Raw genomic sequence first — 21466 nt, 5'->3', positions numbered from 1 at the left:
CTTGGCCGCTAGCCGGCTGCCGGCAAGGCCCTACCGCCCGCGAGGCGCAGGATGCGGCCCGGCTTCTCGGCCCCGGTAAGCCGGTGGGCGATCAGGATGACGGTGCGGCCGGCGGTCACCGTCTCCAGCGTCTCCAGGAAGGCGCGCTCGGTCTCGGCATCGAGGCCGGCGGTAGGCTCATCCAGGATCAGCACCGGCGCGGCCGAGAGCAGCACGCGCGCCAGCGCGAGGCGCCGCGCCTGCCCGCCGGAGAAGCGGGCACCGCCCTCCCCGCAGCGGGTCTCGAGCCCTTCCGGCAGGGCACGGACCAGGGTGCCGATGCCGGCGCGGTCGAGCGCCCGCCAGAGCGCCGCCTCGGGCGCCAGCGGCGCGGCGATGCGGAGATTGGCGGCGATGCTGTCATCGAACAGCCGCGCATCCTGGGTGAGGCAGGCGATCCGCCGCCGCACATCCTCGGCCGAGAGGCTGGCGAGGTCGGTGCCGCCGAGGGTGATCCGCCCGGCCTGCGGCGCCGCCAGCTTCAGCAGCAGCGCAGCGAGGGTGGACTTGCCGATGCCGCTCGGGCCGAGCAGGGCGAGGCGCGTGCCCTCCGGCAGGTCGAGATCGAGCCCGCCGAAGACCGGCGGGCGGTCGGGTGACCAGGCGAAATGCAGCCCCTCGATGCGGATGGCATGGCCGGTGGGCATGGGGGCCGGATCCGCTGGTTCGGCCAGCGGCGGCGGGGCGTCGGCGGCCTCGAACAGGCGGCGGGCGCCGGCCGCGGCGGCGGCGAGCGCGGTGCCGGCCCGCGGCAGGATGCCGATGGTCTCAGCCGTGGCGAGGGTGAGGAACAGGGCCAGCACCGTCGCCCCGGCCGCTCCGCCGGCAAGGCCCCAGGCCAGCGCCCCGAGCAGCGCCGCCTGGCCAAGCAGCCCACCCGCGGCCCCCGCGATGGCAGCGCGGGAGGCGAGGCGCCGCTGCGCCCGGCCCAGCCGGGTCGCCTCGGCGGCAAGCGCGGTGCCGGCCGTCGCTTCGGCATTGGCGGCCAGCGTGTCCTCGATCCCGATCAGCGGGTCGACCGCGGCGGCGCGCAGCCTTCCCTGGGCCGCCGCGGCATCGGCGGCGGCGCGGGCGGCGCCGGGGGCCAGCAGCAGCGGCAGGGCCAGAGCGAGGGCCAGCGGCAGGGCAACGGCGGCGGCCAGCAGCGGGTGGCCGGCCAGCAGCGCCAGCACCACCAGCACCATGGCGAGCGCCGCGGCGACCGGAACCATGACCTTCAGATAGAGCCCATCCAGCGCCTCCACATCCGCCACCAGCCGTCCGAGCAGGTCGCCCGAGCGGCGGAGGCCGATGCCGGAGGGCAGGCGCTCGGCGAGGCGGCGGAAGAACCAGACGCGGGTATCGGCCAGCGCGCGGAAGGTCGCGGCATGGGTCGCCATGCGCTCCGCCCAGCGGGAGGCGGGGCGCAGCGCGATCAGCGGGCGCAGCAGCAGGAAAGCGGTGGCGCCCGCGACGGCGGCGCCCCCCAGCACATCGGCCACCGCCTGGCCGGCCAGCGCTAACAGGGCGGCACCGAGCAGGGCGGAGGCGATGGCAATGGCGAGGCCGGCGAGCAGCCAGCCACCCCGGCTGCGCCAGAGGCCGAGGATGCGGAGAAGATCGGCGGTCATCGGATTATCCCTGCGCCGCCCCCTGGGCGGGCCAAGCGTTGCCGACGGCGCGGCCCCCGCTGATCTCCAGCACCCGCCCCAGCCGAGCCCGGGCGGCGGCGGAATGGCTGGCGATGATGGCGGTGCGGCCGAGGCAAAGCCGCTGCAGGCTTTCGATCACCTCGGCCTCGGTGCCGGGGTCGAGATGCGCGGTCGGCTCGTCCAGCAGCACCAGCGGCGTGTCGCGCAGGAAGGCGCGGGCCAGGGCCACGCGCTGCGCCTGGCCGCCGGAAAGGCCCCAGCCCCCCTCCCCCAGCAAGGTGTCCAGCCCCTGCGGCAGGTCGGCGGCGAAATCCAGCACCCGGGCGGCGCGGGCCGCAGCCTCGACCTGTTCGGCCGAGGCGTCGGGCCGGGCGAAGCGGATATTCTCCCGCAGCGAGGCGCGGAAGAGATGCGGCTTCTGCCCGACATAGGAGGAAAGCCGGCGCAGCTCGGCCGGCTTCAGGGCCATGGCATCCTGGCCATTGATGGCGATGCGGCCGGAATCCGGCCGGTGAAAGCCCATCAGCAGCCGCAGCACCGAGGATTTGCCGGCGCCCGAGGGCCCGGCCAGCACCAGCGTATCCCCGGCATTGACCCGGAAGGAGAGACCGTCGAGCGCCGGCGGCCGGGCGGGATCGTAGGTCAGCCGCACATCGGTGAAGGTGACGACGACCCGCGGCGGCATCTCCTCCAGTGCGAGGCCAGGCGCCTCCTCCTCCAGCAGGAGCGGGGCCAGGGCGGCGGCGGCGCCGGCAGCGGCCATACGCTCGTGATAGGCGGCGGCGAAGGCGCGGAGCGGGGCGAAGAAGGCCGGCACCAGCAGCAGGCAGAACAGGCCGGCGGCGGGGTTGCCGCCATCCAGCGCGCCATGCCGCCAGGCGATGCAGGCCAGCGCCAGGGCCGAAAGCAGCTCCAGCGCCGTGCCGGAAAGGAAGGCGACGCGCAGCACCTTCATGGTGCGGTGGCGCAGCTCATCGGCAGCCTCGCCCAGCGCCTCGGCCTCAGCCTCCTGCCGATTGAAGAGGATGAGGGTGGGCAGGCCGCGCATCCGGTCGAGGAAGCGGCCGGACAGGCGTTCCAGGGATTCGAATTGCCGGCGGCTGGCCTGGGCGGCGCCGATGCCGGTCGCGGCCATCGCCACCGGATAGAGCAGGCCGGCAATGGCCAGAAGCAGCCCGCTCTGCGGGTCGACCAGGGTCGCGGCGGCGATGACCAGCAGCGGCGAGAGCAGGGCCAGCATGGCGGTCGGCAGCCAGCGGCCGAAAAAGCCGTCCAGCGCCTCCACCCGATCCACCACCAGGGAGGCCGCTTCACCCACGCCGCGCGGGGCAGCGGGACCGGCGGCCAGCAGCCGGGCAAAGGTCATGCTGCGCAGCCGGCTCCGCGCCGCCTCGCCGGCGGCGAGCTGGGCGCGTTCCTGGGCGAGGCCGAGCGCGGCGCCGAGCAGGGCCAGCGCCGCCGCGGCGGCGAGTTCCGGCCAGCCGGCCCCAGCGGCACCGAGCAGCGCAGCCAGTAGCCGCGCCACCAGCCAGGTGGTGCCGAGCGCGCAGAGGGTGCCCGCCACCCCGAGCAGGACGGGGAGCAGGACATGGCCGCGAAGGGCCCGGGATTCGCGACGCAGCAGGAGGCGGGTGGCGTCCTGCCTGCCCTCCGATTGAGAAGCCATTCCTCATCTTATAGCCCCGGACCGGCCCGCGTCACCTTGCGTTGCCGCAAGCCGCCGGGCAGATGATGGCAAACCGTTCCGGGAACCCATCCGCATGCTGCCGAGCCATGGCCGCTACGGCTATACCCCCTGGCCCGAGCGAGCCCGCTATGCCTGGCCGGGCAGGGCGAGGCTCGCGGTCTATCTCGGGGTCAACCTGGAACATTTCGCCTTCGGCGAGGGGCTGGGCGCGGAGCTGGCGCCCGGGGCAAACAGTGGGGGCGGGCCGCAGCCGGATGTGCTGAATTATGCCTGGCGGGACTACGGCAATCGGGTCGGCGCCTGGCGGCTGCTGGAGCTGCTGGATGCGCTCGCCCTGCCGGCGACGGTGCTGCTGAACAGCGCGCTGTACGACTACGCCCCGGCGCTGGTCGCGGCACATCGGGCGCGGGGCGACGAGATCGCCGGCCATGGCCGGACCAATTCCGAACGCCAGTCGATGCTGGATGAGGGGTCGGAGCGGGTGCTGATCGCCGAGAGCACGGCGGCCATAGCGCGGCATGAGGGGGTGGCGCCGCGCGGCTGGCTCTCCCCCTGGATCGCCGAGAGCCGGGTGACGCCCGACCTGCTGGCCGAGGCCGGCTACCGCTACACGCTGAACTGGTGCATGGACGACCAGCCGGTCTGGATGGCGACGCGCGCCGGCCCCCTTCTGGCCATCCCCTATCCGCAGGAGGTGAACGACATCCCCGCGGTGGTCGCCCGCAAGGACGGCGCCGATGCCTTCGCCGCCATGGTGCTGTCCGATTTCGAGGAGCGGCTGGAGCAGGTGGCGCGGGATGGCATCCCGCAGGTGATGGGGATCGCGCTGCACCCCTATATCATCGGCCAGCCCTACCGGCTGCGGGCGTTGCGGGGCGCGCTGTCCGCGATCGCGGCGCGGCGGGGCGAGGTCTGGATCACCACCGCCGGCGGGGTGCTGGACCATGTGCTGACGCTGCCCGAAGGCAGCGTCGCCTGATCCACCGCTACTGGCGCAACAGCGCCCGGTAGCGGTCGAGCATGGCGCGGCCATCCGGCCCGGCCTTGGCGAGCCATTCCTCCTCCTGCTTCGCCCCGATGGCGCGCAGCCCGGCCATCAGCGTGTCGCTCGGCGCCGGGGTCTGCATGCCCTGGGCCTGGAGGCGGGCGGTCATCGCCTGTTCCGACTCGCGAGAGGCCTCCCAGCCGCGGGCGGTGGCGCGTTCGGCGGCGGCCATGATGGCGGCCTGGGTCGGCGCATCCAGCGACCGCAGCGCGCGGGTGTTGGCCACGACCACGTTCCGCGTCAGGGTGAAGCCGATGTTGTAGAAATACTTCGAATAGTCCCAGGCGGCGCTGTCCACGCCGGTCTGGGCGCTGGTGACCATGGCGTTGACGATGCCGGTGGCGAAGGCCTGCGGAATATCGGCCGCCTGGACCAGCACCGGCGTCGCCCCCAGCAGGTCCGCCATGCGGGCGATGATCGGGGTCTGGGCACGGAAGCGGCTGCCCTTCAGATCCTCGATGCTGCGCAGCTCGGTGCGGCTGTAGAGGCCCTGGCTCGGCCAGGGGACCATGTAGAGGGCGGTGAGGCCCTGGCGTTCCAGCCGGGCACGGATGGCGGGCTCGATCGCCTGGCCGAGGGCGCGGCCTTCCGTCCAGTTGCTGGCGAGGAAGGGGATGAAGTCCACCTCGTAGATCGGATCCTCATTGCCATAGGCGCCGAGGAGGAATTCGCCGAGCTGCACCTGGCCGGTCTGCACGCCCCGCTTGATCTGGTTCAGCGGCATCAGCGCGGCATTGGTATGCAGCTGGACGGCCAGCTTGCCCGGCGCCGCGGCCTCGATATCGGCGAGGAAGGCGCGGACGGTCTGGGTGTGGAAATTGGCATCCGGATAGGCGGTGGCCATGACCCAGCGGGTCTGCGCCAAAGCCGGCGCCGCCATGGCGAAAAGCGCGGCAAGAGCCGCGGTGACGAGACGGTGCATGCCGCTCCTCCCTGTGCAGGTGTGCCGCAGAGCGGGCGTTCTTCCCGAAACCGTTATGGCAGCGGGGACGGCGGCGCGCCAGGGCTCAGGCCGGCGGCAGCACGCGGGCGGCGCGGTAGCCCTCGACCTGCCGGGCGAACATGGCCCAGCTATCGACGAAGCCGGTGAAGCCGGCGAGCCGCGCCGCGGTCATCGAGAAAAGCTGGTCGTATTCGATGCCGAGAAAGAATTCGGCGAATTCCCAACTTGCCACCGCCTCCAGCGGCAGGGCCAGATTGTGGCGGGCGCGGATGCGCTCCCAGACCGGCGCCTTGTCCGCCATCCAGCGGGCGAGCGGCAGGGGCCGCACCGCGCCGGGCCGCAGGCCGAAGCCCTCGGCCAGGACGGGCCAGAGGTCGCACCAGCGGAAGGCATCGCCATTCACCAGGTTGAAGGCGCGGTTGGCGCAGCGCGGCTCCGCCAACATCCAGGCCACGCCCTCGGCCAGCAGCCCGGCCTCCGTCACCTGTTGCAGCGCCGTCCAACTGCCGGGGCGGCCTGGGAAATCCAGCGGCAGGCCGAGCTCCCGGCAGATCGCGGCATAGGCGCCGAGGGTCGAGACCATGTTGCGCGCCCGGCCCGGCGCGACATCGATGACGAAATTCGGCCGGCTGGCACTCCAGGTCCAGTCCCGCCCCGTCTGCCGCGCGGCGACCAGATCCTGCTGGTCGTAGTAGAAATTCGGCGGCATGTGCCGCAGGTCATCCTCCCGCGCCGGGGTGCGGAAGGGGCCGAGATGCATCCCGTACCACTTGCAGCCCTGCACGAGATGGATATGGGCCAGGCGCGGCAGCACCGCCTCCGCCGCATCCAGCAGGTTCCGCAGCATGGCGAGATTGCCGGCCACATCCTCCACCCCCGTCTCGGCATGCGGCGCGCGGGAGGCATAGACGATATGCGTGATATCCGGCCGCTCCACGAGGGCACGGGCGAGGCCGGCGGCATCGGTCAGGTCGGCGGCGATCCAGGCGCCGGCCCCCTCCGGCACGCGGCGGGAGAGGCCGATCGGCGCGAAGCCCGGCGCCGTGGCGAGATGGCCCGCGATGCGCGTCGCGGCGGCGCCGCTGGCGCCGACGATCAGCGTGACACACGCCTCGGCCATGCCTTCCCCTCCCCGCCTCAGGTCCAGTAGAGCCGCCGCGCCCCCGGAAGGTGGCGGGCGAGGCTCGCTTCCAGCCCGGCGCGCAGCTCCGCCATCGCCTCGCGCGGGAAGACGTATTTCACCCCGCCGAATTTGGTCGTCTTCCGGCTCCGCTGCGCCTCGTCCATCTCGAGGCTGCTGCCAGGATACCAGCCGCGCAAGACCTCGCGCGAGGATTCGGTGAAGCGGTGGGTGATCAGCTCCACGGTGAGGTCGGGATCGGGGATGCCGGCCAGCGCCGCCCCGCACTCTTCCAGCAGCCGGTCATACTGCGCCTGCCAGCCCGGCAGACGCAGGATCGGCGCAACGGTGAGGCCGATGCGGTAGCCGGCCTCGGCCATTCGCCGCATCGCGGCGAGGCGCACCGGCATGCGCGGGGCGCCGCCCTCGAAGCGCTCGGCGCCGGCGGCATTGACCGAGAAACGGATGCGGGTGCGGCGGTTGTGCGGCAGGGAAAGCAGCGGCTCCACCGCATCGAATTTGGTGGTGAAGCGGAGCTGCACCGGCGCATCCCATTCGCCGAAGCGGCGGATGGTGGTGGCGAGCGCGCCGGTGATGTGCTCCAGCGCCAAGGGATCGGTGTAGCAGGAGCATTCGAAGGTCGTGCCCTCCCCCGCCCTGGTGGCATCGCGGGAAGTGACGCGGCCCTGGCCGAGCAGCGGCGGCAGCTCCGCCAGGATCTCCGGCAGGTTGGCATAGGCGCGGATGATCGGCGGCCCGGCGAGCGACCCCGCGAGGTAGCAATACCCGCAATGCGCCGGGCAGCCGGCGGCGAGGTCGAAGCGGAAATCGGCGCTGGGCGGGATGGGCTGCGGCCGGCGCTTGCTGGGCGGGGCGACGACCAGGGCGAGCGTCGTCTTCGCATCCCGGTAGGTATCGGGCAGGCCGGTCAGCCGGTCCGATTTGAGCGCGACGATCTCGGCGCCGAGGGCAGCGGCGCGCTCGGCCATGGCGGTGCCCGCTGGCCAGGACAGCGCGGCCGGCGTCGCCAGCACCCGCTTCGGCACCCAGAGGCGTGGCGGCGCTGCTGCGTCAAAAGGCATAGCGCACCCGGCAATAGGGCATGTGCCGCGCCAGCAGTGCCTGGAAGCGCGCGAGCCAGCGCCCCTTCCAGCCGGTGCGGTAGCGAAGGTTGGTCCCGCCCGCCTCGGACCGCTTCTCCTCCTGGATATCGGGCCGCCAGAGCATCTCCTCGGCCTTGGGGTGCCAGGCGAGGTTCACCTCATGCAGCGCTTCATTATGGGTGAGCATGATGATCTCCGCCGCGAGCTGGTCCTTCACCGCAGCGGGCAGCACCGCATCCAGTTCCGCGAAGAGCGCCTTCCATTCCGCCTCCCAGCCTTCGTGCAGGACAACGGGCGAGAAATTCAGGTGCAGCTCGTAGCCAGCGCGATGCAGCTCCGGCAGGAAGGCGATGCGCTCGGCGATGGGCGCGGCGCGCACATCCAATAGCTTCGCCATCGTGGGCGGCATCAGCGACATGCGGATGCGGGTGCGGCCTTGCGGATCGTAATCGAGCAGCGCCGGGTTCACGCCCTTGGTGGCGAAGCTGCCCTTGGCATGGTGCAGGCTGCGGAACAGCGCCACCAGATCGCGCACATTGTCGGAGATCAGCGCATCGACCGAGAGGTCGCCATTCTCGCCGAGGTCATAGACCCAGGAAGCGGGATCGACCTGGTTGGCCTCCCGCTTCGGGCCCTGGCGCGCGGCGTGGCGGGCAGTGGCGGCCAGGATCTCCTCGATATTGGCGAAGACGGTAACCGGGTTCGCATGGCCCTTGCGCCGCGCGACATAGCAATAGGCGCAGGCCATGGCGCAACCGTTCGAGGTGGAGGGCGCGATGAAATCGGCGCTGCGGCCATTGGGGCGGAAGCTCATCCCCTTCTTCACGCCGAGGACCAGCACTTCCCGCTTCGGGCGGAGGAATTCCTCCGGATCGGCCTCGCGCAGCTCCGGGATGCGCCAGTGCGACTCGACCTCGATCCGTTCGGCCTCGGGGAAGCGGTCGAGGATCGCCCGGCCGCGCGGCAGGGCCGCGGCGGCGGGCTCGACATAGATGCGGCGGATGTCGAGGAGCGGGGTGGCCATCCCTCAGAAGATGGGGAGGCGGGGCCGGAACGTCAGTGCATGATATCGCCGCCATTGGGCGAGAGCGTGGCGCCGACATAATAGTCGCCACCCGGCCCGGCCAGCAGCAGCGCCGTCGCCGCGATCTCCTCCGGCCGGCCAAGGCGGCCGGCGAGGATCGAGCCCTCGATCATCGCCTTCCATTCCGGCCCGCGGGCGCGGGTCAGGTCGGTCTCGATCGGGCCGGGCGCGATGGCATTGACCTGGATGCCCTTCGGCGCCGCTTCCCAGGCGAGGCTGCGGGTGAAGCCGACGATGGCGGCCTTGGCGGTGACATAGGGGGTGATGTTCGGCCCGCCCTTGAAGGCGAGCTGGCTGGCGATGTTGATGATCCGCCCGCGCCCGCGCGCCACCATGCCCGGATAGACGGCCTGGGCCATGAAGAACATGCCTTTCACATGCACGTCGATGACCCGGTCGTAGGTTTCCTCCGAGATGCTCTCGAAGGGGCCGCGGATATTGATGCCGGCATTGTTCACCAGGATCTCGGTCGGGCCGAGCGCCGCCTCGGCCGCGGCGGCGAAGGCGCGGGTGGCGGCGGGGTCGGCCACATCGGCCTCCTGCGCGAAGCCGCGGCGGCCGTGGGCGGTGATCGCCTGGACCAGGGTCGCGGCCCGTTCGGCATCGCCCAGATGGCAGATCGCCACATCGGCCCCGGCCTCGGCGAACGCCAGCGCGATGGCGCGGCCGATGCCGCGGCTGCCGCCGGTGACCAGCGCCACCTTCCCCTGCAACATGCCCCCACTCATGCCAGCAGCCTCCTCATGGTCTCGGTGAAGCGGGCAGCGATCCCGGCCGCCGCCAGATGGCGCCCCGCCTCCACCCGCGGGATGCCGCCGGTGATGACGGTGCGGATGGGATTGGCCTGGCCGGAGAAGACCCAGGCATCCAGCAGCCCATCGCCCTCATGCCCGGCGAGCAGCGGGTGGCTGGTTTCGAGCTCCACCAGGTCGCAGCGGCGGCCGGGGGCGATGGCGCCGATGGCGCGGCCGCAGGCGGCGGCCCCGCCGGCCAGCGCAGCCTCCAGCAGGAAACGGCCGGGATGCGGCAGCGTCGCGCTGGCCGCGACGGCGCGGGCCTCAAGCCGGAGGCGCTGGCCGCTCTCCAGCAGCCGCAGCTCCTCCCGCGCGCCGGTGCCGACATGGCTGTCCGTGCCGACACCGAAGCGGCCGCCGGCGGCGAGGAATTCCGGCAGCGGGAAGAACCCGTCGCCGAGCGAGGCCTCGGTGGTCGGGCAGAGGCCGGCGATGGCGCCCGCGGCGGCCAGCCGCGCCGTCTCAGCCGGGTGCATGTGTGTCGCATGGATGAGGCACCAGCGCCCATCGACAGGCGCATGGTCGAGCAGCCATTGTACCGGCCGGGCGCCGGTGGCGGCGAGGCACTCGGCGACCTCGCGCTGCTGCTCGGCGATATGGATGTGCAGCGGCCCGGGCTCGCCCGCAACTGCCGCCAGCATCGCCGGCGTCACGGCGCGCAGGCTATGCGGCGCGGTGCCGACCGCCATCTGCGGGTCGCCCTCAATGGCGGCGCGGCAATCCCCCACGATCCGCAGATAGGGGTCGAGGTCGTTCAGGAAGCGCCGCTGCCCCGGCGCCGGCGGCCGGCCGAAGATGCCGCCATGGCGATAGAGCACCGGCAGCAGGGTCAGCCCGATCCCCGTTGCCCGCGCGGCGGCCAAGTTGCGCAGCGCCATTTCCGCCGGCACCGCATAGGGCATGCCGTCCGGCGCATGATGCAGGTAGTGGAATTCCGCGAGGCTGGTGAAGCCGCCCTCCAGCAGCTCGACCTGGAGCTGGGCGGCGATCGCCTCTGCCTCCTCGGGCCCGAGGCGTTCGGAGAAGCGGTACATCACCTCCCGCCAGGACCAGAAGCTGTCCTGGCCGTCGGGCCCGCGGCGTTCCGTGGCGCCGGCCATGGCGCGCTGGAAGCTGTGCGAATGGAGGTTCGGCAGGCCCGGTATGACGGTGCCGGGCAGCCTCCGCGCCTCGCCCGGCGCGGCGCCGGGGGTGACGGCGGTGATCCGGCCATCGGCATCGGCGGCGATCAGCACGTCGCGGGCCCAGCCATCGGGCAGGAGGGCGGCGGGGGCATGGTATGCGGGCATGCCGCAACCCTAGCACGCGACGCAGCGACATCGGCCAGCGGCGGCGCTTCGTCTAGAAGCGCGTCAGTCCGCCTCTCCCTCCGCCGGCGCGAAGACCCGGAGCGCGGCGCGATGCAGGCGGAACACCGCCGGGGTATGCGTCGTCAGCTCGCCATCCGTATTCACCGGCCGAGGCTTACGGGTGCGCAGTTCCAGCGCCGTGGTGCGGAAGGCCCGCACATCGTGCCAGCGGCCCTGGGTGCCGCTGCGCAGCCAGGGGATCAGCGCCACCAGCCGCCACCAATGCTCGACCTCGAGGCTATAGACATCGAGCACGCCGTCATCCGGCCGCGCATCCTCGGACACCGTCATCCCGCCGCCATAGTGCCGGCCATTGCCGACCGAGACCTGGATCGTCTTCACCCGCGTCACCTCGCCGTCATGGATCAGCGTGGCGGTGAAGGGCCGGGCACGGCGCAGCAGGCCGAAGGCGGCGATGGCATAGCCGAGCGTACCCCAGCGCCGCTTCGCCTCGGCCTTCAGCTCCCCGGCCAATTCGGCGCTGAAGCCGATGCTGGCGACGTTGAAGTAGCGATGCCCATTCACCTCGCCGAGATCGACCGGCCGCGGCTCCGCCTCGGCGATCACCTGCGCCGCCTCCTCGATCTCGAGCGGGATGCCAAGGCTGCGGGCCAGATCATTGGCGGTGCCGAGGGGGAGGATGCCGAAGGGCAGCCCGGCATCGAGCAGGCCGGGAATCGCCGCATTCAGCGTGCCGTCGCCGCCAGCGAGGACGATCCGGTCCACCCCGCCCTTCGCCCCAGCCTGGATCACGCCCTGGCGCACCGTCTCGGCGCAGTCCATCTCGGCGGGCGGCTCGAAGCGGAAGACGGCGAGACCCGCCGCCTCCAGCGCATCCTGCGCGGTATCGGCCGCCTCCTCGCCGCGGCGGGCATGGCGGTTGACGATCAGCAGGGCGCGGCGTTCGGTCGGGGTCATGGATACGGGTTGGCTGTTGCGGGGCTGCAACCGCCGAAGGCGTCGCGGGTTGCGGGGGGATGGTACGCATCCCCGTCATGAATTCCGCGAACCGGGCGGCGCTGGCTGCCTGCATCCTGGGCCTGCTCGGCTTCGCCCTGCTGGTGGCCGGCCGTGGCCACCGGCTGGACGAGGCCGTGCTGATGGCCCTGCGCCAGCCCGGCGACCCCAAGCAGCCGATCGGCCCGGCCTGGCTGGCGCTGACCTTGCGCGACGTCACCGCGCTCGGCGGCATCCCTGTGCTGGCGCTGCTGACCGCGATCGCGCTTGGCTTCCTGCTGGTGGCGCGGCAGGGGCGGGCGGCGGCCTTGCTGCTGCTCGCCCTGCCCGGCGGGCTGGTGCTGAACACGCTGCTGAAGCGTGGCTTCGACCGGCCCCGGCCCGATCTCGTCGCGCACCTGGTTCAGGTGGAGAGCAGCAGCTTCCCCTCCGGCCATGCCATGCTCTCGGCGATCGGCTACCTCACCCTCGGCGCGCTGCTGGCCGGGGCGGCGGCCCCGCGGCGGCAGCGGGGCTATATCCTCGGCGTCGCGGTGGCGCTGACCCTGCTCATCGGCGCCAGCCGCGTCTATCTCGGTGTCCACTGGCCGAGCGATGTCCTGGCCGGGTGGTGCCTCGGCACCGCCTGGGCCGGCAGTTGCTGGCTGGCCCTGCGGCGCCGGGGCTAAGGCCCGTCAGACAAGACCGATCGGGTCGGTCCGACGGGCCTTCGCTCAATGCGCCTCCGGCCGCAACGGCCGGGCGCGGGCGGCTTCGGCTTCCGGCGTGTCCTGGCGGAGCGTCAGGACATGGGCGGTGCAGGCCTCGGCCGTGCCATTGCGGATGGTGCCGCGATCCACGACGCGGTCGCCCAGCCGGGCCCGGTATTCATCGATCGACCGGTCGGCGACGTTGCGCTCGCCCGGCACCTTGCTGGGATCGGTGCCGTGCTGCCAGAACACCTCCGGCAATATGATCAGGTCGAGCTGCGCGCTCTCAGCCAGCAGCCGGTCCCAGTTGATGCTGGTGGCGCTGTCATTCACAAGCTCGATCACATGGGCGCTGCGGCCCTGGCGGAGATAGGCGTTCAGCACGGTGTTCGGGTTCACCGCCGGCGTCAGGGCGAAGACCCCGACCCGGGTGCGGTCGCCATCGCCGCGCGGCGGCAGCAGATCGGCCACCGGCGTCAGGTCGCAGAGCGTGTTCGGGCGCCAGTTCGCCTCGACCATCGGCCGCAGCGGCCGGCCCGGCAGGGGGCCGCCGAGGGCCACCACCCAGGCAGCGCCGATCTGCAGGAAGGCGGCGGCGGCCACCACCACCACCGCGCCGCGCGCCAGCCGGGTCAGCGCCGCATCGCGCATCGCGGCACCGATGGCGAGGCCGACCGGGGTGCAGAGCGCGACCAGGCTGATGCCGAGATAGCGTTCGGTCTGGTTCTTCGAGAAGAGGAAGGCGATGAAGGCCGGCGTCGCCGCCAGGATCGCCAGCAGGATCATGCTCCGCTGCCCCTGGCCCAGCCGCCGCCAGCCCATGAGGCCGAGCACGACCGCCGCCACCAGCAGCGGCGCGCCACCGAGGCCCAGCACCTCCCAGAGCAGGGTGCCGCCCACGCGCATCGCATAGGCGAGGCCCGTCTCCTCCACCGGGATGAAGCCGTAGCCGGCCGCCGTCGCCTTGGCATAGCCGACATAGCGGCCGCCATTCAGCAGGTAGAAGGGCCAGGCCAGCGCCGCGAGGCCGACCGCCGGCAGCAGGATGCGCAGCCGGAAGGCCGCGGGGTCGCGGTCCCGCCACCAGCGCCAGAGCGCGAGGCCGACCCAGGCGAGGCCGATGCTGGGAAGAAAGGTCAGCTTCGCCAGCGCGCCGAGGCCCAGCGCCAGGCCGAGCAGCCCGAGCCGCCACATCGAGGCACGTGGCGCCACCGCTTCATGCAGGAGCAGAGCCATGGCGCAGGCGGCGGCCAGATGCAGCGGGATCTCGGTCATGAAGCTCTGGGCACCGAGCAGGTTCTGCGGCGTCAGCACATAGAGAAGCGCGCCGGCCGCGGCCCCGGTCCGCCCGGCGACGGGGCGCAGCCCGGCCCAGATCACCAGCGCCGTCGCCGTGGTGGCGACGGCGGCGAAGATGCGGAGCGCGCTCGGCGCCTCCGTCCCGAAGGCGATGGCGACGGGCAGGCCGAGCAGCCGCAGCCCCGGCGGCAGCCAGCGTTCCTGCAGCATCAGCCGGTCGCGCAGCGCGGCCAGCCCGCCCTCCTTCAGCACCAGCGCATCCTGCATCGAGATATTGAGGTGCATCACCTCGTCCCAGAAGCTCAGCAGCGGGTTGCGCGCCAGCCAGAGCCAGGCGAGGCCGAGCAGCGTCGCCATGCCGGCCAGGACCGCCGCCAGCAGCAGGCGGGACGGCCAGCGGGGCGGGGCAGCCGTCTGGCCGGCCAGGTAGGGGGCGATGGAATCGGGCAAAACTGAATCCTTGGTCGCAATGGGTCGGCGGGGCGCAGAACGGCCGGCATTCTTGCTGCGGTGCAAACCACATCTCCGCTGTGGCAGGAAAGTTTCACGGCGGTGCCGGGCCTCGCGCAGAGGTGGAGATCGCGGAGGCTGACGCGGCCGGCGCGGCGCCGTAATCTCCCCGCCATGACCGATCCCGCGCCCCGCTTCCGCAACGCTCCTGCCATCCGCGCCCCGCGCGGGCTGGAGAAATCCGCCCTTCACTGGACGACCGAGGCGCCGCTGCGGATGCTGATGAACAACCTCGACGATGAGGTGGCGGAGCGGCCCGGGGAGCTGGTGGTCTATGGCGGCATCGGCCGCGCCGCCCGCGACTGGGCGAGCTATGAGCGCATCGTCGCCACGCTCCGCCGTCTGCGCGAGGACCAGACCCTGCTGGTGCAGTCCGGCAAGCCGGTCGGCGTCTTCGAGACCCATGCCGATGCGCCGCGGGTCCTGATCGCCAACAGCAACCTGGTGCCGCGCTGGGCGAGCTGGGAGCATTTCTCCGAGCTCGATCGCAAGGGGCTGATGATGTACGGCCAGATGACGGCCGGCAGCTGGATCTATATCGGCTCCCAGGGGATCGTGCAGGGCACCTACGAGACCTTCGCCGAGGCTGGGCGACAGCATTTCGGCGGTGACCTCGCCGGGCGCTGGATCCTCACCGGGGGCCTTGGCGGCATGGGCGGGGCGCAGCCGCTGGCCGGCGTCTTCGCCGGCGCCTGCGTGCTGGCGGTGGAATGCCAGCCCTCCCGCATCGAGAAGCGGCTGGAGACGCGCTATCTCGACCATCGGGCGGATGACCTCGACACCGCGCTCGCCATGATCCGCGCCGCCTGCGCCGAGCGCCGGGCGATCAGCGTCGGCCTGCTCGGCAATGCGGCGGAGGTTTTTCCTGAACTGGTCCGCCGCGGCGTGGTGCCCGATATCGTTACGGACCAGACCAGCGCCCACGATCCGGCCAATGGCTACCTGCCGGCCGGCTGGACGCTGGCGGAGTGGGAGGCGAAGCGCGAGACAGACCCGGCCGCGGTCGCCGCGGCGGCGAAGCGCAGCATGGTCGCGCATGTCCAGGCGATGCTCGATTTCCAGTCGCGCGGCGCCAAGGTGCTCGATTACGGCAACAACATCCGGCAGATGGCGAAGGAGGAGGGGCTGGAAGGCGCCTTCGGCTTCCCCGGCTTCGTCCCGGCCTATATCCGGCCCCTGTTTTGCCGCGGCATCGGGCCCTTCCGCTGGGCGGCGCTCTCGGGCGACCCGGAGGATATCTACAGGACCGATGCCAAGGTGCGGGAGCTGATCCCGGACGACCCGCATCTGCATCGCTGGCTCGACATGGCCCGCGCGCGGATCAGCTTCCAGGGCCTGCCGGCACGCATCTGCTGGGTCGGGCTCGGCCAGCGCGACCGCCTCGGCCTCGCCTTCAACGAGATGGTGGCGCGGGGCGAGATCGGTCCCATCGTCATCGGCCGCGACCATCTGGACAGCGGCTCCGTTGCCTCCCCGAACCGGGAGACGGAGGCGATGCGCGACGGATCGGATGCCGTCTCCGACTGGCCCTTGCTGAACGCGCTGCTCAACACCGCTTCGGGCGCCACCTGGGTCTCGCTACATCATGGCGGCGGGGTCGGGATGGGCTTCTCGCAGCATGCCGGCATGGTCATCGTCTGCGATGGCACGGCGGATGCGGCGCGACGGCTGAAGCGGGTTCTCTGGAACGACCCGGCGACGGGCGTGATGCGCCATGCCGATGCCGGCTACGACATCGCCATCGACTGCGCACGGGACCACGGCCTCGACCTGCCGAGCCTGCCGGCATGATCGCCCCCGGTCAGGCCAGGCTGCCGGCCCTGCGGGCGGTGATGGAAGGCGGGCCCCTCGCCCTGCCGGAGGATTGGCGCGCAGTCGTCGAGGCCTCGGCCGCGGCGCTGGCCGCGCGGGTGGCCGGCGGCGAGGCGCTCTATGGCGTCAATACCGGCTTCGGCAAGCTGGCCAGCACCCGCATCCCGGGCGACCAGCTCGCGCAGCTCCAGCTCAACTTGCTGCGCAGCCATGCGGCTGGCACCGGCCCGCTGCTGCCACGGCCAGTGGTGCGGCTGATCCTGGCGCTGAAGGCGCTGTCGCTGGCCCGCGGTGCCTCCGGCGTGCGGCCGGTGGTGGTGGAGGCGCTGCTGGCGCTGCTGGCCGCCGATGTTCTGCCGGCCATCCCGGCACGCGGCTCGGTCGGCGCCTCGGGCGATCTGGCGCCGCTCGCGCATCTCTCCCTGGTGCTGATCGGCGAGGGCGAGGCCTTTGTCGGCGATGCGGTGCTGCCGGGGGCGGAGGCGCTGGCGCGGGCCGGCCTCGCCCCCCTCGCCCTCGGCCCGAAGGAGGGGCTGGCGCTGCTGAACGGCACGCAGGTCAGCACCGCCCTCGCGCTCGCCGCCCTCTTCGCCGCCGAGGATCTGCTGGCGACCTCGCTCCTCGCCGGCGCGATGAGCGTGGATGCGGCGCGCGGCAGCGACACGCCCTTCGATGCGCGCATCCACGAGCTGCGCGGCCAGCCGGGCCAGATCCGCGTCGCGGCGGCGCTGCGCGCGCTGCTCGCCGGCAGCCAGATCCGCGAAAGCCATCGCGAGGGCGACCCGCGGGTGCAGGACCCCTATTCGCTGCGCTGCCAGCCCCAGGTGGCCGGCGCCTGCCTCGACCTGCTGGCCCATGCCGCGACGGTGCTGGAGCGGGAGGCGAATGCCGTCACCGACAACCCGCTCGTGGTAGGGGCGGAGGTTCTCTCGGGCGGCAATTTCCACGCCGAGCCGGTGGCCTTCGCCGCCGATGCCATGGCCCTGGCGCTCGCCGAGCTGGGCGCGATCAGCGAGCGGCGGATCGCCCTGCTGACCGATCCGGTGCTGTCCGGCCTGCCGGCCTTCCTGGTGCGGGAGGGCGGGCTGAATTCCGGCTTCATGATCGCCCAGGTCACCGCCGCCGCCCTGACGGCCGAGAACCGGGCGCTGGCCGCACCGCGCAGCGTGGACAGCCTGCCGACGAGCGCGAACCAGGAGGACCATGTGAGCATGGCGACCGGCGCCGCGCTCCGCCTGCACGACATGGCCGACAACCTGGCCGGCATCCTCTCGGTCGAGCTGCTGGCCGCGGCCCAGGGCCTCGAATTCCATCGTCCGCTGCAATCGGCGCCGGCGATCGAGGCGGCGCATGGGCTGGTGCGCGGCGTCGCCGCCGCCTGGGAGGCGGACCGGGTCATGGCGCCTGACATCGCCGCGGTGAAGGCGCTGGTGGAGCGCGGCCGCTTCGCCCGGCTGGTGGAGTGGAGCTGATGTTCGACCGGATCTGGTTGAACGCCCATCTGGCGACGATGGAGAGCGGCCTCGGCATCATCGAGGATGGCGCCGTCGCGGCGCGGGACGGGCGCATCGCCTGGGTCGGACCGCGCGCCGCCCTGCCCGGCCCCGCCGCCGAGACGGTGGATTGCGAGGGCGCCTGGATCCTGCCCGGGCTGATCGACTGCCACACCCATCTCGTCTTCGGTGGCGACCGGGCCGAGGAGTTCGAGCGCCGCCTCGCCGGCGAGGATTATGCCGCCATCCTGCGCGCCGGCGGCGGCATCCTCTCGACCGTCCGCGCCACGCGGGCGGCGGACGAGGCGTCGCTGCTGGACGCCGCCCTGCCCCGCGCCCAGGCGCTGATGGCCGAGGGCGTCACCACTATCGAGATCAAGTCGGGCTACGGGCTGGAACAAGCGGCGGAGCTGCGCCAGCTTCGTGCCGCGCGTCGGGTAGCGGAGATGCTGCCGGTCGCTGTGCGGACGACGCTGCTGGCGGCCCATGCCGTGCCGCCAGACTATGCCGGCCGCCGCGCCGACTATGCCCGGCTGGTGGCCGAGGCGATGGTGCCGGCGGCACAGGGCCTCGCCGATGCGGTCGATATCTTTCACGACCCCCTCGCCTTCGATAGCGAAGACACGCGGCTGGTGCTGGGTGCCGCCCGGGAGGCGGGCCTGCCGGTGAAGCTGCATGGCGACCAGCATGGCGATGTCGGCAGCGCCGCGCTCGGCGCCGAACTCGGCGCGCTCTCGGTGGACCATCTGGAACATGCCAATCCGGCCGGTCTCACCGCCATGTCCCGCGCCGGCACCGTCGCCGTGTTGCTGCCGGGCGCGACGCTCTTCCTGCGCGAGACGCGGATGCCGGATATCGCCGCGATGCGCACCGCCGGCGTTCGGATGGCGGTGGCGACGGATTGCAACCCCGGCTCCTCCCCCACCCTCTCGCTGCTGCTGATGCTGAACCTCGCCTGCACCCTCTACCGGCTGACGGTCGAGGAGGCGCTGCGCGGCGTGACGGTCGAGGCGGCGGCGGCGCTCGGCCTGCAGGATCGCGGCAGGCTGGCGCCGGGGCTGCGCTGCGACCTCGCGCTCTACCGCATCGGAAGGCCGGCCGAGCTCTGCTACTGGATGGGCCGCAACCCGTGCATCGGCCGGGTGCTGGAGGGGCGTTGATGGATATTGCCGGAATCCAGGCGGTGATGCGGCGCGGCGTGCCGCTGGCCGAGGCCTGGGGAATCGAGGTGCTGGAGGCCGCCGCGGGCCGCGCCCTGCTGCGCCTGCCGGCGCAGCCGCTGCTGCTGCGGCCGGGGAACACCATCTCCGGCCCGGCGCTGATGGGCCTCGCCGATGTGGCGATGTGGGCGGCGCTGCTGTCGCTGACCGAAGGCCGCGACGAGAGCGTGACCTCCACCATGACGGTGAATTTCCTCCGCCCCGCCGGCAGCGGCCCGGTGCTGGCCGAGGCACGGCTGGTCAAGCGCGGCAAGCGCATGGTCTTCGGCGAGATCCTGCTGCGCGCCGAGGGCAGCGAGGAGATCGCGGCGCATATCACGACGACCTGGGCCGTCATCGGGCCCACCGCGGCCTGACTCCGGCCAGCGACCGCTGGGCGGTGAAGACCATCTTCGGCATCAGCTTCTAGGACCTTTATGCGCCGTCTTCTCCAGGCCATGATTCTGCTCGCCCTCGCCACCCCGGCCGGCGCGGCGGGTTTCGACGAGTTCCAGATCTTCGACGGCCGTATTGCCGAACAGGGCCTGCCCGACCTCAACCTGCATCTGAATGCAGGGCGGCGCGGGCGGCTGGGCGATAACGACGCACCGCGAAACGGCATCCTCGCCACGGCCGAGATCGGCTATGCGACCGCGCCCTGGCACGAGGTGGCGCTGCTGCTGCCGGTGGCGCGGGAATTCTCCGGCGACCTCTATGGCGGCGGCTTCAAGGTCCGGAACACCTTCATCAGCCCGGGCGCCGCCGACCGGCCCTTCGCCTATGGCGGCGATATCGAGATCCGCCACCAGTCCACGCGCTTCTCCGAGACCGATTGGGCGATGACGCTGCGGCCGATCATCGACCTGCGCAGCGGGCCCTGGCAGCTCATCCTCAATCCGGCGGTGGAGATTCCGATCGGCCGCGGTGGGCCGCTCTTCACCCCCGCGGCGCGTGTCGTGCGGCAGGTGGCGCCGACGGTCTGGCTCGGCATCGAGCACTACATGGATTTCGGCCGCTTCAGCCGGCCGGACGCGCCGCATGGCCAGGCGCATCAGCTCTTCCTCACCACCGACGTCAAGCTGACCGAACGCTACGCCCTGCATCTGGGGGTCGGGCACGGCCTGACCCATGCGGGCGACCGCTGGGCCGGCAAGATGATCCTGAGCGTCGATTTCTGAGAGGAGCGGAGATGGGTAGGACCTATGTGCTGCTGCACGGCGCCTTCCATGGCGGCTGGTGCTGGGATGCTGTGGCCGACCGGCTGCGCGCCGCGGGCCATCGCGTCACCACCCCGACCCAGACCGGCCTCGGCGAGCGGCGGCACCTGCTCTCGGCCGCCATCACGCTGGAGACCTTCGTCACCGACCTCGTCGAGCATATGGAGGCGGAGGAGGTCGAGGAGGCGATCCTGGTCGGCCACAGCTTCGGCGGCAATGCCATCACCGGCGCGGCCGACCGCATCCCGCACCGCATCCGGCACCTGGTGTATCTCGATGCCATGGTGCTGGGCGATGGCGACACGCCCTGGGGCTGCATGCCCGCTGGCCAGGCCGAGGAGCGGCGGCGCGCCGTGATGGAGCAGGGCGGCGGGATCGTCGCCATGCCGCCGCCGGTCGCGGCCTTCGGCGTGCCGGAGGACCATCCCCGCGCCGCCTGGCTGCGCCGGCGGATGACGCCGCACCCGGCCGGCACCTACCGGACGCCGCTGCATCTGCGGCATCCGCCTGGCAATGGCCTGCCGCGCAGCTACATCGCCTGCACCGATCCCTGGTATGCGCCGCTGGCCTGGGCGCGGGAGAGGGTGAAGACGCAGCCCGGCTGGAACTGGCTGGAAATCGCCACCGGCCACGACGCCATGGTGACGGCGCCGGAGGAATTGGCGCGGATGCTGCTGGCGATCGGTTAGAGCGAAGGCCGGAGGTCCGAAGGAGGCTGGGACGACATCCGCTGTTCCAACGGAAGCCGGACCAGACACCGGACGGGGCGAAGGAGGATGCGATGACGCTGGTACATTTCATCACCCACCCGGAAGTCGTGATCGACCCGGCGGTGCCGGTGCCGGAATGGCCCCTGTCCGCCACCGGGATCGCCCGCATGGCTCTCGCCCTCGAACGACCCTGGATGAGCCGTCTGGGATCGGTGTTCAGCAGCGCCGAGCGGAAGGCCAGGGATGCGGCGCGCATGATCGCGGAGCGATTCGGCCTGTCGTCGGTGGTCATCGAGGAGCTGGGCGAGAATGATCGCTCGGCGACCGGCTACCTTCCAAAGGACGCCTTCGAGGCGATGGCTGACGCATTCTTCGCCTGCCCAGACGACAGCGTCCGGGGATGGGAGCGGGCGGTTGATGCCCAGCGCAGGATCCTGAGCGCGGCGGGACAGGTGATGGCCCGAGCGCCCGATCGGGGTGATATCGCCATCGTCTCCCACGGCGCTGTCGGCACGCTCCTGCTTTGTCATCTGAAAGGCGTGCCGATCAGCCGCAGCGAGGACCAGCCCGGTGGTGGCGGCGGGAACGTCTACTCATTCGGCAGGTCCGACCGTGTCCTGACATCCGGCTGGCGCCGCATTGAGGATTAAGAGGCGGCCCACCGCGATGCCGGCGGCGAAGCGCTCGCCGAAGGCATTCTCTCCGACATAGGCCCCGACCAGGATGCCCCCTTCGGCATGGAAGCCGTACGAGGACTACCGAAGCCGCGTCGCAGCCCGCGGCGG

At 72.2% G+C, this 21466-nt stretch carries 19 protein-coding genes; 9 read left to right on the top strand and 10 right to left on the bottom strand.

The window, feature by feature from the left end; translation table 11 throughout:
• Window positions 1-8: 8 nt before the first annotated feature.
• Both cydC and cydD read right to left on the bottom strand, forming a co-directional pair.
• Entirely contained in the window at window positions 9-1649 is a 1641-nt protein-coding gene (gene cydC / locus JMJ55_RS07160; RefSeq protein ID WP_202824822.1) for a thiol reductant ABC exporter subunit CydC, read from the bottom strand.
• A 4-nt stretch (window positions 1650-1653) separates the two neighbouring features.
• Window positions 1654-3336 (bottom strand): thiol reductant ABC exporter subunit CydD, encoded by a 1683-nt coding sequence (gene cydD, locus JMJ55_RS07155; RefSeq protein WP_202824821.1) that lies wholly within the window; start codon window positions 3334-3336, stop codon window positions 1654-1656.
• Window positions 3337-3430: 94 nt separating this feature from the next.
• On the opposite strand from cydD, the gene JMJ55_RS07150 reads away from it, so the two are divergent.
• The gene (locus JMJ55_RS07150) at window positions 3431-4336 is read left to right on the top strand and encodes a polysaccharide deacetylase family protein (protein WP_202824820.1); all 906 of its coding nucleotides are present in this window, start codon (window positions 3431-3433) and stop codon (window positions 4334-4336) included.
• Window positions 4337-4343: 7 nt separating this feature from the next.
• Here the strand turns inward: JMJ55_RS07150 and JMJ55_RS07145 are convergent, their stop codons facing one another.
• The 7 genes from JMJ55_RS07145 to JMJ55_RS07115 all read right to left on the bottom strand — a co-directional run bounded on the left by JMJ55_RS07145 (window position 4344) and on the right by JMJ55_RS07115 (window position 11713).
• Entirely contained in the window at window positions 4344-5324 is a 981-nt protein-coding gene (locus JMJ55_RS07145) for a TRAP transporter substrate-binding protein (protein ID WP_202824819.1), read from the bottom strand.
• 85 nt (window positions 5325-5409) lie between these two features.
• The gene (locus JMJ55_RS07140; RefSeq protein ID WP_202824818.1) at window positions 5410-6465 is read right to left on the bottom strand and encodes an SDR family oxidoreductase; all 1056 of its coding nucleotides are present in this window, start codon (window positions 6463-6465) and stop codon (window positions 5410-5412) included.
• A gap of 17 nt (window positions 6466-6482) precedes the next feature.
• Window positions 6483-7547, bottom strand: coding sequence for an SPL family radical SAM protein (locus JMJ55_RS07135; RefSeq protein ID WP_202824817.1), 1065 nt, complete (start codon window positions 7545-7547; stop codon window positions 6483-6485).
• Window positions 7537-8592, bottom strand: coding sequence for a spore photoproduct lyase family protein (locus JMJ55_RS07130; RefSeq protein WP_202824816.1), 1056 nt, complete (start codon window positions 8590-8592; stop codon window positions 7537-7539). Before JMJ55_RS07130 ends, JMJ55_RS07135 begins: the two co-directional genes overlap by 11 nt.
• 32 nt (window positions 8593-8624) lie before the next feature.
• On the bottom strand, window positions 8625-9380 hold the full coding sequence (locus tag JMJ55_RS07125) for an SDR family NAD(P)-dependent oxidoreductase (RefSeq protein WP_202824815.1): 756 nt from the start codon (window positions 9378-9380) through the stop codon (window positions 8625-8627).
• Window positions 9377-10735, bottom strand: a complete 1359-nt coding sequence (locus JMJ55_RS07120; RefSeq protein ID WP_202824814.1) for a formimidoylglutamate deiminase — start codon at window positions 10733-10735, stop codon at window positions 9377-9379. Before JMJ55_RS07120 ends, JMJ55_RS07125 begins: the two co-directional genes overlap by 4 nt.
• 63 nt (window positions 10736-10798) lie before the next feature.
• Window positions 10799-11713, bottom strand: coding sequence for a lipid kinase (locus tag JMJ55_RS07115; protein ID WP_202824813.1), 915 nt, complete (start codon window positions 11711-11713; stop codon window positions 10799-10801).
• A gap of 77 nt (window positions 11714-11790) precedes the next feature.
• Between JMJ55_RS07115 and JMJ55_RS07110 the strand changes: the two genes are divergently transcribed.
• A complete protein-coding gene (locus JMJ55_RS07110) occupies window positions 11791-12420 on the top strand; it encodes a phosphatase PAP2 family protein (RefSeq protein WP_236033459.1) in 630 nt (209 codons plus the stop codon).
• A gap of 45 nt (window positions 12421-12465) precedes the next feature.
• Here the strand turns inward: JMJ55_RS07110 and JMJ55_RS07105 are convergent, their stop codons facing one another.
• Window positions 12466-14190 carry a glycosyltransferase family 39 protein gene (locus JMJ55_RS07105; protein WP_202824811.1) on the bottom strand — a complete coding sequence of 575 codons (1725 nt, stop codon included), beginning with the start codon at window positions 14188-14190 and terminating at the stop codon, window positions 12466-12468.
• A 174-nt stretch (window positions 14191-14364) separates the two neighbouring features.
• Between JMJ55_RS07105 and hutU the strand changes: the two genes are divergently transcribed.
• From hutU to JMJ55_RS07070, 7 genes are all read left to right on the top strand, one after another.
• On the top strand, window positions 14365-16041 hold the full coding sequence (hutU, locus tag JMJ55_RS07100) for a urocanate hydratase (RefSeq protein ID WP_202824810.1): 1677 nt from the start codon (window positions 14365-14367) through the stop codon (window positions 16039-16041).
• The gene (gene hutH / locus JMJ55_RS07095; protein ID WP_202824809.1) at window positions 16038-17534 is read left to right on the top strand and encodes a histidine ammonia-lyase; all 1497 of its coding nucleotides are present in this window, start codon (window positions 16038-16040) and stop codon (window positions 17532-17534) included. Before hutU ends, hutH begins: the two co-directional genes overlap by 4 nt.
• Window positions 17534-18715, top strand: coding sequence for an imidazolonepropionase (hutI, locus tag JMJ55_RS07090; RefSeq protein ID WP_202824808.1), 1182 nt, complete (start codon window positions 17534-17536; stop codon window positions 18713-18715). Before hutH ends, hutI begins: the two co-directional genes overlap by 1 nt.
• Window positions 18715-19131, top strand: coding sequence for a PaaI family thioesterase (locus JMJ55_RS07085; protein WP_202824807.1), 417 nt, complete (start codon window positions 18715-18717; stop codon window positions 19129-19131). The genes hutI and JMJ55_RS07085 overlap by 1 nt, the downstream gene beginning before the upstream one ends.
• A 60-nt stretch (window positions 19132-19191) precedes the next feature.
• Window positions 19192-19932 (top strand): hypothetical protein, encoded by a 741-nt coding sequence (locus tag JMJ55_RS07080; RefSeq protein WP_202824806.1) that lies wholly within the window; start codon window positions 19192-19194, stop codon window positions 19930-19932.
• 11 nt (window positions 19933-19943) lie between these two features.
• A complete protein-coding gene (locus tag JMJ55_RS07075) occupies window positions 19944-20660 on the top strand; it encodes an alpha/beta fold hydrolase (protein ID WP_202824805.1) in 717 nt (238 codons plus the stop codon).
• A 92-nt stretch (window positions 20661-20752) separates the two neighbouring features.
• Window positions 20753-21331 (top strand): histidine phosphatase family protein, encoded by a 579-nt coding sequence (locus JMJ55_RS07070; protein WP_202824804.1) that lies wholly within the window; start codon window positions 20753-20755, stop codon window positions 21329-21331.
• Window positions 21332-21466 lie beyond the last annotated feature (135 nt).

This window comes from Belnapia mucosa (genome assembly GCF_016775475.1).
GTDB classification, from domain to species: Bacteria; Pseudomonadota; Alphaproteobacteria; order Acetobacterales; family Acetobacteraceae; genus Belnapia; species Belnapia mucosa.
The sequence above is the reverse complement of the archived record's forward strand: the minus strand, read 5'-3'. Positions and strand labels throughout refer to the sequence as shown.